This is a genomic window from Gordonia sp. OPL2, from assembly GCF_003797825.1.
Taxonomy (GTDB): Bacteria; Actinomycetota; Actinomycetes; order Mycobacteriales; family Mycobacteriaceae; genus Gordonia.
In genome coordinates this window covers 61,202-73,695 of the sequence record NZ_RKME01000015.1, presented here as the reverse complement: position 1 = coordinate 73,695, position 12,494 = coordinate 61,202, and the positions used below count along the sequence as shown (strand labels likewise).

10 protein-coding genes are annotated in these 12,494 nt (G+C 68.0%); 6 read left to right on the top strand and 4 right to left on the bottom strand.

Annotated elements, in window-relative coordinates; genetic code table 11:
- Window positions 1–2: 2 nt before the first annotated feature.
- Window positions 3–1,358: a M1 family metallopeptidase gene (locus EEB19_RS15140; protein ID WP_187587657.1), complete on the bottom strand. Its 1,356-nt coding sequence runs from the start codon at window positions 1,356–1,358 to the stop codon at window positions 3–5.
- 186 nt (window positions 1,359–1,544) lie between these two features.
- On the opposite strand from EEB19_RS15140, the gene EEB19_RS15135 reads away from it, so the two are divergent.
- Window positions 1,545–1,970 carry a DoxX family protein gene (locus tag EEB19_RS15135; RefSeq protein WP_187587655.1) on the top strand — a complete coding sequence of 142 codons (426 nt, stop codon included), beginning with the start codon at window positions 1,545–1,547 and terminating at the stop codon, window positions 1,968–1,970.
- A gap of 136 nt (window positions 1,971–2,106) precedes the next feature.
- On the opposite strand, the gene EEB19_RS15130 is transcribed toward EEB19_RS15135, so the two are convergent.
- Window positions 2,107–5,967, bottom strand: a complete 3,861-nt coding sequence (locus EEB19_RS15130) for a Pls/PosA family non-ribosomal peptide synthetase (protein ID WP_187587653.1) — start codon at window positions 5,965–5,967, stop codon at window positions 2,107–2,109.
- 258 nt (window positions 5,968–6,225) lie between these two features.
- On the opposite strand from EEB19_RS15130, the gene EEB19_RS15125 reads away from it, so the two are divergent.
- Genes EEB19_RS15125 through EEB19_RS15110 form a run of 4 tightly spaced genes read left to right on the top strand, consistent with a single transcriptional unit; the run spans window position 6,226 to window position 8,268 of the window.
- Window positions 6,226–7,200 (top strand): alpha/beta hydrolase, encoded by a 975-nt coding sequence (locus EEB19_RS15125; RefSeq protein WP_187587651.1) that lies wholly within the window; start codon window positions 6,226–6,228, stop codon window positions 7,198–7,200.
- A complete protein-coding gene (locus tag EEB19_RS15120) occupies window positions 7,130–7,576 on the top strand; it encodes a DUF202 domain-containing protein (protein WP_316245476.1) in 447 nt (148 codons plus the stop codon). The genes EEB19_RS15125 and EEB19_RS15120 overlap by 71 nt, the downstream gene beginning before the upstream one ends.
- A 15-nt stretch (window positions 7,577–7,591) precedes the next feature.
- The gene (locus EEB19_RS15115; protein WP_187587648.1) at window positions 7,592–7,831 is read left to right on the top strand and encodes a hypothetical protein; all 240 of its coding nucleotides are present in this window, start codon (window positions 7,592–7,594) and stop codon (window positions 7,829–7,831) included.
- Window positions 7,832–7,857: 26 nt separating this feature from the next.
- The gene (locus EEB19_RS15110; RefSeq protein WP_187587769.1) at window positions 7,858–8,268 is read left to right on the top strand and encodes a TIGR03668 family PPOX class F420-dependent oxidoreductase; all 411 of its coding nucleotides are present in this window, start codon (window positions 7,858–7,860) and stop codon (window positions 8,266–8,268) included.
- Between the two features lie 42 nt (window positions 8,269–8,310).
- Here EEB19_RS15110 and EEB19_RS15105 read toward each other — a convergent pair whose 3' ends face one another.
- Window positions 8,311–10,239: an ABC transporter ATP-binding protein gene (locus EEB19_RS15105; RefSeq protein ID WP_187587646.1), complete on the bottom strand. Its 1,929-nt coding sequence runs from the start codon at window positions 10,237–10,239 to the stop codon at window positions 8,311–8,313.
- Window positions 10,240–10,482: 243 nt separating this feature from the next.
- Here EEB19_RS15105 and fgd point away from each other — a divergent pair, with 243 nt between their 5' ends.
- Window positions 10,483–11,499 (top strand): glucose-6-phosphate dehydrogenase (coenzyme-F420), encoded by a 1,017-nt coding sequence (gene fgd, locus EEB19_RS15100; protein WP_187587644.1) that lies wholly within the window; start codon window positions 10,483–10,485, stop codon window positions 11,497–11,499.
- On the opposite strand, the gene EEB19_RS15095 is transcribed toward fgd, so the two are convergent.
- Window positions 11,496–12,416: a LysR family transcriptional regulator gene (locus tag EEB19_RS15095; protein WP_187587642.1), complete on the bottom strand. Its 921-nt coding sequence runs from the start codon at window positions 12,414–12,416 to the stop codon at window positions 11,496–11,498. The two genes, fgd and EEB19_RS15095, sit on opposite strands and share 4 nt — an antisense overlap.
- Between the last annotated feature and the right edge of the window lie 78 nt (window positions 12,417–12,494).

The following is a 12,494-nucleotide window of genomic DNA, read 5'->3' as shown; positions in this document are numbered from 1 at the left end:
GCTCAGGACGGCCCGGGGAACGACGGCAGCGCGGCGGTGAACAACCATTCGTCCCACAGCGGTCCGAGGGACATCGTCGAGTAGTTCGCGGCCAGGGCGATGAAGTCCTCGGTGGTGGCCGAGCCGTAGCGGTATTTGTCGGTCCAGCGCCGCAGGAGCGCGAAGAAGTTGCCGTCGCCGATGCTCAGCCGCAGGGCGTGCAGCGTCAGCGCGCCGCGCTTGTAGACCCAGTCGTCGAACATCCGTCGCGGTCCGGGGTCGGCCAGGGTGGCCCGTACCGGATGTGCGGCGAGCTTCTCGTAGTAGTGACGCGCCCACTCGGAGGCGCTCTTGCCGCCGGAGTGCTGACTCCACAACCACTCCGCGTAGCAGGCGAAACCCTCGTGCAGCCAGATGTCGCGCCACCGCGACAGGGTCACCGAGTTGCCGAACCACTGATGGGCGAGTTCATGGGCGACGAGCCGTTCGGCGTGGCCCGTGCCGTCGCAGTGGTTGGCGCCGAAGGTCGAGAAACTCTGCGCCTCGATGGGGATCTCCAGCGAGTCGTCGGTGACGACGACGGTGTACCCGGGGAAGGGATACGGGCCGAACATCTCGACGAAGGCCTCGACCATCTCGACCTGTCGGCCGAAGTCGACGTCGAACGTGCGCATCAGGCGCGGCGGCAGGATCGCGGTGACCGGAACCGGTTTGGTGGCCAACGTCTTCTTCTTGTACATCCCGATCTGCACCGAGGCCAGATACGTCGGCATCGGCTCGACCTGCTGATACACCCAGGTGGTCTGGGCGGCCCGGGTGCGCCTGGATTCCAGTACGCCGTTGGCGAGCGCGTAATACGGGCTGTCGGTGGTGATGGCGATCCGGTAGGGCGCCTTCGCGCTCGGATGGTCGTCGCACGGGAACCAGGACGCCGCACCGTTGGGCTGGTTGGCGCACAACGCCCCGTCGGTGAGCTCTTCCCAGCCGACCTCACCCCAGTCGCCACGGATCGGGCGCGGGGTGCCCGAATATCGGATCACGATCGTCATCGCGCCGCCCGGCGGAATCGGGGTGTCGGGGGTGATCGCGAGCTTGCGATTGCGATGGGAGTACCGGGCTCGCTTGTCGTTCACCGACACCCGTGACACGGACATGGTCGACGCCAGGTCGAGGGTGAAGCGCTGCAGATGGATGAACGACGTCGCGGTCAGCGTGGCGGTGCCTTCGAGCCGGTTCGGCGTGACCTTGTACTCGAGATCCAGGTCGTACCGCGAGATGCGGTACCCCAGGTTGCCGTTGTCGGGCAGGTACGGATCGAGAGCGTCGAGCGGAGCGCCGAGAAGGGGCTGACGTGGACCCTTGGCCGACTTTCCCGGCACTGACTCTCCTGTCTGTTCGAAAGCGACCAGGTGTCGCGGCGCGTTTTCCCCCACGGCCGTCGTCGGTCGCGGACACTTAGGTTACCTGCCGCACCCGGGCTGCACCGGGCGGCAAGGTCGTGAGAAGCTGGAGGACGAAACCGGACCGCAGTCCGCTTCATTGGGGTCGGGAACGAAAGGGAGACCATGTTCGGTGTACGCAGCGTGACATTTTTCTTGGCGCGACTACTTCTCGGTTACATCTTCATCATGCACGGGTGGCAGAAGCTGCACACCAACGGAATCAGCAACGTGGAGAAGGGATTCGATGCCATGGGCATTCCCGCTCCGGACTTGGCGGCGCAGTATGCGACGTGGGTCGAGTTCATCGGCGGCATCCTGCTGATCCTCGGGTTGTTCCTGCCGATCGTCTCGATCCTGTTGATCGCAGACATGATCGGTGCCATCGCCTACGCCCATTGGGACGCCGGGTTCTGGAACAGTGACGGCGGATACGAACTCCCGCTCGCCCTCATCGCCGGTCTGCTCGCCGTCGGCTTCGCCCAGGCGGGCAGTGCCGCGGCCGACCACTATGTGTTCCGTCGCCGACGTCGGGGTGCTGTCGTCGAGTAGTCGGGTCCTGCCCTGTCGGCGGGGTGAGCTAGGGCCGTGGTGAGGTTGCCGTTTGGTCCGCGGACCGGACCAAACGGCAACCTCCGCACGTTTGTGCCGAGTACACGGTTCGCTCGATCGGCCGGTCGGGTAGACCTCACCCGCTCCAGGGCGCGATCGGATTGCCCTGCCAGCGGGTATGGGCCGGCACCACATCGCCACGCATGACCAGCGAGGCCGGCCCGACCGTCGCACTCTCGCCGAGACCCGAGGCGGGCAGCGCGACGCAGTGGGGGCCTAGCGTCGATCCCGCCTCCAGCACGACGCGGTCGATCGCCATCACGCGATCGTGGAACAGGTGCGTCTGCACCACACATCCGCGTTGCACGGTGGCACCGTCGCCGAGGGTCACCAGGTCTGCCTCGGGCAGCCAATAGGTCTCACACCACACGCCCTTGCCGATGTGCGCCCCGAGCATGCGCAGCCACAGGTTCAGGATCGGGGTCCCGGTGGCCGCGTTGGCGAACCACGGTGCGGCGACGGTCTCGACGAAGGCATCCGACAACTCGTTGCGCCACACGAACGAGCTCCACAGTGGGTGTTCGGAGACGTCGATGCGTCCGACGACCAACCACTTCGCGGCAGCGGCGATACAGCAGGCGGCTGCGCCGGCGACCAACAGCAGCAGCCCACTGACCAGCGCTGCGACCCAATACGCCGTGTGCTGCGCGATGTACTGCAATCCGATCAGCATGAACACACCGAGTCCGAACGACACGATGACCGGGATGATGCGCAGCGTCTCGACGACCGCCCGGGCAGCCTTGAGTCCGCGTGACGGGTCGAAGGTGCGGGAGGTGTCGGACGTGGCCGCGGTGCGGCGCAACCGGACCGGTGGACTGCCCAGCCAACTCGAGCCCGACTTCGCGCGGTCCGGGGTCGCCGACAACACGGCGACAAGGCTGTTCTTCGGGACCTTGCGGCCCGGCCCGGTCATACCCGAGTTGCCCAGGAACGAGCGCTTTCCGATCTTCGCCTCGTCGATGTGCAGCCAGCCGCCACCGAGTTCGTAGGAGGCGACCATCGTGTCGTCGGCGAGGAACGCGCCGTCGCCGATGGTGGTGAACTTCGGCAGGACCAGCGCTGTCGAGATCTCGGTTCCGACGCCGACCTTCACGCCGAGGATGCGGAACCACCATGGCGTCAGCAGGCTCGCGTAGAGCGGGAACAGATAGGTGCGGGCGGAGTCGAGGAGGCGTTCGGTCATCCATACCTGCCATCCGACCCGTGACCGGACCGGGTGGTAGCCCTTCGACAGCCCGAGTGACAGCAGGCGAACCAGCACCGCGGTGACGACGGCGAAGACCAGCAGGCTGGTCAGTGTCGCCACCGGGAGCAGGGCGAGGCAGCGCAGCCCGACGCTGCGCAGTCGGTCGGCGTGCAGGGCCCACGACCCCATCACGGCGAGTCCGGCGCCGAGGGCGATCAGCGGGATGGCCGCCAGCAGCATCGACGAGATGACATAGACCGGAACCCACTGCGTTCCGCGTGGCGGGCGGTGATCCGGCCACGGATGGGCGGCCTTGCGTACCTTGGCCGCCGGGGAACCGGCCCAGTGCTGGCCGGCCTTGACCCGGCCGCGCACGGCCGATCCCGGTTCCACCTCCGCGTCGCGTCCGACGACCGCGCCGGGCAGCAACGTCGAGCGCGCCCCGACCGAGGCGCCGCGTTTGATGACGATCTCGCCGATGTGCACGCGGTCGCCGTCGATCCACCATCCGGCGAGATCGACCTCGGGCTCGATGGACGCGCCATCGCCGATGGTGAGGAATCCCGTGACCGGGGGGATCGTGTGTAGGTCGACGCCGCGCCCGATCGTCGCGCCGAACGCGCGCGCCAGATAGATCATCCACGGCGCACCGGACAGATTCGCTGCGCCGCTCGCCTCGAGGAGGCGCTCGGCGACCCACAGCCGGATGTGTGTACTGCCTCCGCGCGGGTACGTGCCGGGGGTCAGGCCGGCGAGCAGCAGACGGGAACCGGTCGCGGCGATCGCCATGCGGCCGGGCGGGGTGATGAACACCAGAAACGCGATGAGCAGCACCCACCAGTTCACCGGCACCAGCCACGGCACGTCGCGGGCGGCGCGGTCGACGACCTCGATCGCCACGTTGTTGACGACGCCGAGCCAGGTGGCCCACTGCAATCCGGTGAGCGTGGTCAGCGGGATCGACAACGCCAGCTGTGCGAGGCCCGCGCGGCGAGGCGTCGGCGTCACGTCGCGCTCGACGACCACGCTCGACGGCGTCCGCGCCTCGAGCATCTCGGCCAGCGACCCCAGGCGGGGGTGGTCGTAGAGGTCGGCGACGGTGATGTCGGGATAGCGGGTGCGCAATGCGGTGACCAGTTGGGCCGCCGCCAACGAACCCCCGCCCTCGGCGAAGAAATCGGCGCGCGGATCGTCGATGACGACGCCGAGGACGTCGGTCCAGCATTCGGCGACCCAGACCTCGGTGTCGCTGAGATCCTCGGACTCCTCCGACGACGCGGTCCCCGGCAGCGGCCAGGGGAGGGCGTTGCGGTCGACCTTTCCCGAGGTCCGGGTCGGCAGCTCGTCGACCAGGGCCAGACGCGGCACCATCGGGGCGGGCAGCTGGTCGGCGAGCGTGGCGTGGGCCGCGGCGACGTCGAAATCCGGATGTGGCGAGACCAGGTAACCGACGAGCAGGCTGTTGCCCGCCGCCGACTTGCGCACTGCTGCCGCGGCGCCGCTGACGCCCGGGAGTTGTTGCAGCGCATTGTCGATCTCGCCGAGCTCGATGCGCCGGCCGCCCACCTTCACCTGATCGTCGGCGCGGCCCTGGAAGAGCAGACCGGCCGGATCGAGACGGACGAGATCGCCACTGCGGTAGGCCCGTTCCCATCCCAATGTGGGCATCGGGGCGTACTTCTCGGCGTCTTTGGCGGGGTCGAGGTAGCGGGCCAGACCGACGCCACCGATGACGAGCTCACCGACGGCACCCTCGGCGACCGGCTGGCCGTCCGGACCGACGACCGCGAGATCCCAACCGGGAAGCGGCAATCCGATGCGGACCGGGCCCGTGCCGTCGAGCGGCGCGGCGCACGCGACGACGGTGGCCTCGGTCGGGCCGTAGGTGTTCCACACCTCCCGGCCCTCCACCGCCAGCCGCTCGGCGAGCTCGGGCGGGCAGGCCTCGCCGCCGAAGATCAACAGCCGCACCGCTTCCAGGGCTTCCGGCGGCCACAGCGAGGCCAGTGTCGGGACCGTCGAGACGACGGTGATGTCGCGCTGCACGAGCCACGGGCCGAGGTCCATGCCGCTGCGCACCAGCGCGCGGGGAGCCGGGACCAGGCAGGCGCCGTACCGCCATGCGAGCCACATCTCCTCGCACGACGCGTCGAAGGCCACCGACAATCCGGCCAGGACCCGATCATCCGGGCCCAGCGGGTCGTCGAGCAGGAACATGCGGGCCTCGGCGTCGACGAAGGCGGCCGCGTTGCGGTGGGTGACCGCGACACCCTTCGGGGTGCCGGTCGAACCCGAGGTGAAGATGATCCACGCGTCGTCGTCGGTCGACGGCCGTGTCGGCGCGGGACCGTCGGGTGCGTCGGGCAGCGCGGTCACCCCGTCGCCGTCGAGGATGACGTCCACGCCGGCCTCGCCGAACACCAGCTCGGCGCGTTCGTCCGGGTCGTCGGCGTCGACGGGCACATAGGCGGCCCCGGCGTACAGCGCCGACAGGATCGCGACGTACAGATGCCGGGTACCCGACTGCATACGGATGCCGACACGCCCGCCCGGGGCGACGCCCGCCGCGGTCAGTCGTTCGGCGCCGCGCCGGACCAGCGCGAGGAGCTGTCCGTAGGTGAGAGACAGCTCACCGTCGTCGATCGCGGGCTCGTCGGGGAATCGCGCGGCGGTGTCGTCGAGGACGTCGCACAGCGTCCGCGGCGCGCTGGCCTGCGACGACAACAAGAACTGGGGCGGGATGACCACTCGTCACCACCATCGTTTCGGCACGAAGGGAGGAATATAGCCGACGAATCCGACTCGTGTCTGTGACGCAGGTGAACAATCGGTGGCGCGCGTCTCGGTCCACCGGCGCGGTGAGGTTGCGCGCGAATACTCGGCGATCAGCGGCACGGCGTGACGGAACCGGTGTAGTTTTCGCACTGATACATCTCAGCACGCGCCCACCGGGGGGTCGGTGTGGAGCCGGTTGCGTGTTGGGCGTCGAATGACGAGGACTGAGCAATGCCCATCGTGCACCACCGCAAACCGAGTCTCCTCTCCTTCCCGATGTGGCTCGGCACCCGAGTCCTGCTGCGGCCCACACTGTCGCTCTGGCCGCTCAACAAGGCCGGCATGGCCGGCCTGTTCCTCATCGATCGCGCATTCGCTGCCGGTCCGAAGCCCTCGGGTGTCGTCCGTGAGCGGATGACCCTCGACGGGCGGCCGGTCGAACTCATCATGCCGTCCGGACCGTCGCGCCGCGACTCGGAGACGGCGATCCTCTATCTCCACGGCGGGGCGTTCGTCGTGTGCGGTCTGGGGTCGCACCGCTCGATGGCGAGTCGGCTCTCGAAGGAGACCGGACTGCCGGTTTTCTCGCTCGAGTACCGTCAGCTTCCCCAGTTCGGTGTCGGGACGTCGGTCGCGGATGCGGTGGGCGCCTACCGGGAGTTGGTCGGTGAGCGCGGATACCGCCGGGTCATCGTCGCGGGGGATTCCGCCGGTGGATTCCTCGCCGGCAAGGTGGTCGAGGCGGCCGCCCAGGAGGGGCTGCCACGACCGGTCGCGTTCGTCGGGATCTCGCCCATGCTCGACCTCGATGTCGGCACCAACCCGGATCGGTCGAGTCGGTCTGACGCCTACATCCCGCAGAACAAGGTGCGTGAGCTGACACCGCTGCTGGATCGGGGACCGGTTCCGTTGCAGGGCACGCGGCGAATCCGCGAGCTCGCCGACGACGCGTTCCCGCCGACGGTCGTGATCACCGCGGAGGGCGAGTTGCTCGAGCCCGATGCCATCGCACTCGTCGAGACCCTCGACGATGCCGACGTCGATGCCGTGGCGCACAGCTACAGTTGGCAGGTGCACGCGTTTCCCGTGCTCACCGCGCGTCACCCCGAGACGTTGCACGCCATCGAGGTGACCGCTGCATTCATCGCACAAGCCATTCGAGAGGCGAAGGACGCTGACGACCGGAAGGACCAGCGGGCCGGCTGACTCCGCGCCCCCCGACTCCACCAGCGAGGACGGACCGACGCCCGTACGCGGCAGCGTCGACGCCCGGTTCACCCTCGCCGCCGAACGCACCGTGTTGGCCTGGGTGCGCACCGCACTGGGCTTCATGGCGGCCGGTGTCGCCGTCGTCTACGTGGCCGGCGACATCGAACATCCGGTCCTCGAGACCGCGCTCGGTCTCATCATGGTGGCGCTCGGCTGCATCATCGCCCTGCTCGGCGCGTGGCGATGGCGCCAGACCAGCCGGGCGCTGCGCGAGGGCGGCGAGATGCCGGGGCCAGCTCACGTCACGTTCCTGATCGTTGGGATAGTGATCGTGGCCGTGGCGATAGCCGTGGTGATCGTGATCCAGACCTGAGGTGACAACGTTTCGATGATCAACAACGACTTCCAACGCGGCGCGCAGAGCTTCTCCCGCGGCATGACCATCGTCGGTTCGGTGATCCTGATGATCTGCGTCGCGCTGCTGACGGTGAACTGGTGGCAGGAAGGCCGCTGGGTCTGGGTGGGCATCGGGATCGCCATCGTCGTCGTCAACATCGGGCTGGTGATCCTGCAGTTCCGTCGTCGGAAGTTCCCCCAGAAGGACGCCGACGATGACCCCTCGACGTGACGGACGCGCCGTTCCCGCCGACGTCGATGACCTCGGACCGTGATCGCTTTGCGCGCGCCCGGGTGGCGCGGCTGGCCACTGCCGGCGCCGACGGTCGACCGCACCTGGTTCCCGTCGTCTTCACCCTCGCCGACGACACGCTGATCACCTGCGTCGACCACAAGCCGAAACGAACACAGCGCCTCCGACGACTCGCGAACATCGAGGCGAACCCACTGGTGTCACTGCTGGTGGACCACTACGACGACGACTGGACCACCCTGTGGTGGGTCCGGGTCGACGGTGCCGGCGAGGTCGTCGACCCGGACACCGATCAGGCCGGTCGCGCGATCGATCGTCTCGCAGAGAAGTACCCGCAGTACCGCGCGGACCGTCCCGACGGCCCGGTCGTCGTCGTCCGTGATCTCACCTGGCACAGCTGGTCGGCTGCTTCGTGAGTCCGTCGGAGATGCCATCCGCATGATCGACGGTGTCGGACATCAGGCGGTCAGTTCGTCCTCGCAGCAGACGATTCCGGACCGTGCGTCGTCGGCGAACTGGGTGCGGTACAGCTCGGCGTAGCGCCCGTTGCGGGCGAGTAGGGTCGCGTGATCTCCGCGTTCGACGATGCGCCCCTGCTCGAGGACGGCGATCTCGTCAGCGGCCCGGATGGTCGACAACCGGTGGGCGATCACGATCGATGTCCGCCCGACGAGCGCCTCGCCCAACGCCTCCTGGACCGCGGCCTCCGACGTCGAGTCGAGATGTGCGGTCGCCTCGTCGAGGATCACGACCGACGGCTGGGCCAGCAGCAGGCGGGCGATCGTCAGCCGCTGTCGCTCACCACCGGACAGGCGGTAGCCGCGCTCGCCGACGACGGTGTCGAGACCGTCGGGCAGTGAGTGCACCAGGTCGTCGAGGCGGGCACGCCGTAACGCATCCCAGATCTGCTGCTCGGTCACCGCCGGGTCGGCGAGCGCGAGATTGGCGCGGACCGTGTCGTGGAAGAGGTGGCCGTCCTGGGTCACCAGTCCGACGGTCCGATGCACCGACGCACTCTGCAGGTCGCGGATGTCGACGCCGTTGAGTTCGATGGTGCCCGTGTCGACGTCGTAGAGGCGGGTCGCGAGGTTCGCGATCGTCGACTTCCCGGCCCCCGAACTGCCGACGAGCGCCGTCATTGACCCGGCCGGCACCTCGAGGTCGATGTCGTGCAGAACCGTCGAACCACCGCGATTGTCCAGTTGCGCAACCTCTTCCAATGACGCCAGGGACACCTTGTCGGCGGACGGGTAGGCGAACGAGACGTCGTCGAAACGGACCGACACCGGGCCCTGCGGCACCGGCCGTGCGTCGGGCTTGTCGGCGATCAGCGGCTCGAGATCGAGGACCTCGAAGACGCGCTCGAAACTGACGAGCGCACTCATGATCTCGACCCGTGCGTTCGCCAGCGCGGTCAGCGGCGCGTACATGCGGGTGAGCAGGAGCGCCAGTGAGACGACGGCGCCTGCGGACAGGTGGCCCCCGACGGCGAGCCATCCGCCCAGCCCGTAGACGAGGGCGAGTGCCAACGCCGACACGAGGGTCAGTGCCGTCATGAAGAACGCCTGGAGCATCGCGCGACGAACCCCGATGTCGCGCACTCGATCTGCGCGATCGGAGAACTCCGTCGACTCGATGTCGGGGCGACCGAACAGCTTGACCAGCGTGGCACCCGGGGCCGAGAACCGTTCGGTCATCTGGGTCGACATGCGGGCGTTGTACTCTGCTGCCTCACGTGACAACGCCGCCATGCGGCGTCCCATCCGACGCGCCGGGACGACGAACACGGGGAGCAGGACGAGCGCGAGAATCGTGACCTGCCAACTGATCGCGATCATCACGCCGAGCGTCAGCAGGAGGGTGACGGCGTTGGACACCACGCCCGACAGCGTGTCGCTGAACGCACGTTGTGCCCCGATGACGTCGTTGTTGAGGCGGCTCACCAGGGCGCCGGTCCGCGTCCGGGTGAAGAACGCGACCGGCATCTTCTGGACGTGATCGAACACCGATCGGCGCAGGTCGAGGATGAGGCCCTCACCGATGTTGGCCGAGAACCAGCGCGTGCCGATTCCGGCGGCGGCCTCGACGATGGCGATCAGGGCGATCAACAAGGCCAGTCCGACGATGGCCGGGCCCGACCCGCCGTCGGCTCCGCTCTCGGCGCCGGTGATCAGATTGACCACCCGCCCGGCCAGCAACGGCGTCACCACAGTCAACAGTGCAGTCACCACCGACAACACCAGGAACACCGCGATCCGCCGGCGATGGGGCCGCGCGAAGCCGGCGATCCGGCGTAGCGTTGCCCGGCGTTCGCCCTTGAGCGCCCGCGCCTGTGGCGCGTTCATCGACTTGTACATGGTGTCCCAGCCCACCGATTCCATGCTCATGCCGACCACGGTAGAACTTCAAGTTCACTTGAAGTCCACCCGGACCGTCACGAACGGGTTGCGAACCGGCGCCGACCGCGCCGTCGGCGCAGCGGGAACCCCGCCTCCGGCGCCACGTTCCCGTCGGACTGACCCGCCTCGCGTCGGCGCAACCGTTCGGGCTGAGTACGTTGGTCACAGAGTGATCGATCGGTGAGAAGTCCGCGAGCTCGACGGCCGCGGCCGGCAGGAACGAGGTCAGACATGTCAGCAGAACTCAAGCTCGGTTTCAAGGCGTCGGCGGAGCAGTTCGATCCGCGTGAGTTGGTCGAGATCGCGGTGGCGGCCGAGGAGCACGGGATGGACTCGGTCGCGGTGAGTGATCATTTCCAGCCGTGGCGGCACAACGGTGGACATGCGCCGTTCTCGCTGGCGTGGATGGCCGCTGTCGGCGAACGCACGAAGCGGGTGCAGATCGGGACCTCGGTGATGACGCCGACGTTCCGCTACAACCCGGCGGTGATCGCGCAGGCGTTCGCGACGATGGGGTGCCTGTATCCGGGGCGCATCATGCTCGGGGTGGGCACCGGTGAGGCGCTGAACGAGTACGCGACCGGTTTCCAGGGGGAGTGGCCGGAGTTCAAGGAGCGCTTCGCGCGCCTGCGTGAGTCGATCAAGCTCATGCGGGAACTGTGGACCGGCGAAGAGGTCGACTTCGACGGCGAGTACTACCACACGCAGGGTGCGTACATGTACGACGTTCCCGAGCAGCCGATCCCGGTCTACGTGGCCGCAGGCGGTCCGGTCGTGGCGCGGTACGCCGGGCGCGCGGGGGACGGTTTCATCTGTACCTCGGGCAAAGGCGCGGAGCTGTATCAGGAGAAGTTGATCCCGGCGGTCAAGGAGGGTGCGGAAAAGGCCGAGCGGGATTTCGAGAAGATCGATCGGATGATCGAGATCAAGATCTCCTACGATCCGGACCCCGAGCTGGCGCTGGAGAACACGCGGTTCTGGGCGCCGTTGTCGTTGACCGCGGAGCAGAAGCACAGTGTGAACTCGTCGACGGAGATGGAGCGCCTGGCCGACGAGTTGCCGATCGAGCAGGTGGCGAAGCGGTGGATCGTGGCCTCGGATCCGGATGAGGCGGTGGAGAAGGTGAAGTTCTACACCGACTCCGGGCTCAACCATCTCGTGTTCCATGCCCCCGGGCACGACCAGCAGCGCTTCCTCACCAACTTCGAGAAGGATCTCGCGCCTCGGCTCCGTAAGCTCAGCGTCTAGCTGCCGGACTCCGTCGGACCGGCGGGGACCGTCGTCGCGCCGACCGCATCGTGGAGGAGATCCACGATGCGGTCGACCGCATGATGACCGGCCACCCGGTGGTGCCGGCGCACCCAGATCGACCGGGTCGGGGTCGGATCGTCGATGCGGACGGCGACCACTCCGTCGGGGAGCCCCACGAGCGCGAGTTCGGGAACTACGGTGAGGCCCACGCCGGCCGCCACGAACCGGGTCGCGGTCGGGTAGTCCTGGGTCTGCACGGCGAAATCAGGGGTGAATCCCACAGCCGTGCAGGCATCGAGCAACGTCTGGCGGCACGGTCCGCGGGCGATGTCGTTGTCCACCCAGGGCCGCGTGCTCAACTCGGCCAGCGTCACCCGCTCGCGTCCCGCGAGGTCCGAATCGGCGTGGACCACTGCGTAATACGGCTCGGTCACCAACGGCAGGCAGTCGTAGCCGGTCATCGCCGACGTCGCGGCGCCCGCCACGTACACCTCGACGTCGGGTCCCGGCCGCCCCTCCTCGACCAACTCGACGAGCCGGAGATCGAGACGGATGTCGGGGAACTCTCGCGTGATCGACGCGACGATGGGCGGTATCCACGTCGTGCCCGCAGAGGCGAAGTAATTCATCGACAGGCGCCCGGCGCGTCCTTCCCGTAGATCGTGGATCACTCCTTCGATCCGGGCCAGGTGATCGAAGACGCCTGCCGATTCGTCGGCCAGGATGCGACCGGCCTCGGTGGGCAGCACCCCGCGGCCGTCACGTTCGATGAGGGCCAGGCCGGTCTCGCGCTGCAGGGTGGCGATCTGCTGACTGACCGCCGACGACGTGTACCCAAGGGCACCCGCCGCCCCTCCGATGGAGCCTTCCGCGACGACGGCCCGGAACACGCGTAGACGGTGTGCATCGATCATGGACGCAACGCTACAGCGATGCTTAATTGTCGGCAATGAAAAGTCACTTGTGCTTACGTCTTTCGGCCGCGATGCTGG

What these genes read in the sequence shown, in the direction of transcription:
- fgd (WP_187587644.1), top strand. Translation starts at nt 10,483, where the DNA reads ATGTCAGCAGAACTCAAGCTCGGTTTCAAGGCGTCGGCGGAGCAGTTC.
- EEB19_RS15110 (WP_187587769.1), top strand. Translation starts at nt 7,858, where the DNA reads ATGACCTCGGACCGTGATCGCTTTGCGCGCGCCCGGGTGGCGCGGCTG.
- EEB19_RS15095 (WP_187587642.1), bottom strand. Translation starts at nt 12,416, where the DNA reads ATGATCGATGCACACCGTCTACGCGTGTTCCGGGCCGTCGTCGCGGAA.
- EEB19_RS15135 (WP_187587655.1), top strand. Translation starts at nt 1,545, where the DNA reads ATGTTCGGTGTACGCAGCGTGACATTTTTCTTGGCGCGACTACTTCTC.
- EEB19_RS15125 (WP_187587651.1), top strand. Translation starts at nt 6,226, where the DNA reads ATGCCCATCGTGCACCACCGCAAACCGAGTCTCCTCTCCTTCCCGATG.
- EEB19_RS15115 (WP_187587648.1), top strand. Translation starts at nt 7,592, where the DNA reads ATGATCAACAACGACTTCCAACGCGGCGCGCAGAGCTTCTCCCGCGGC.
- EEB19_RS15105 (WP_187587646.1), bottom strand. Translation starts at nt 10,239, where the DNA reads ATGAGCATGGAATCGGTGGGCTGGGACACCATGTACAAGTCGATGAAC.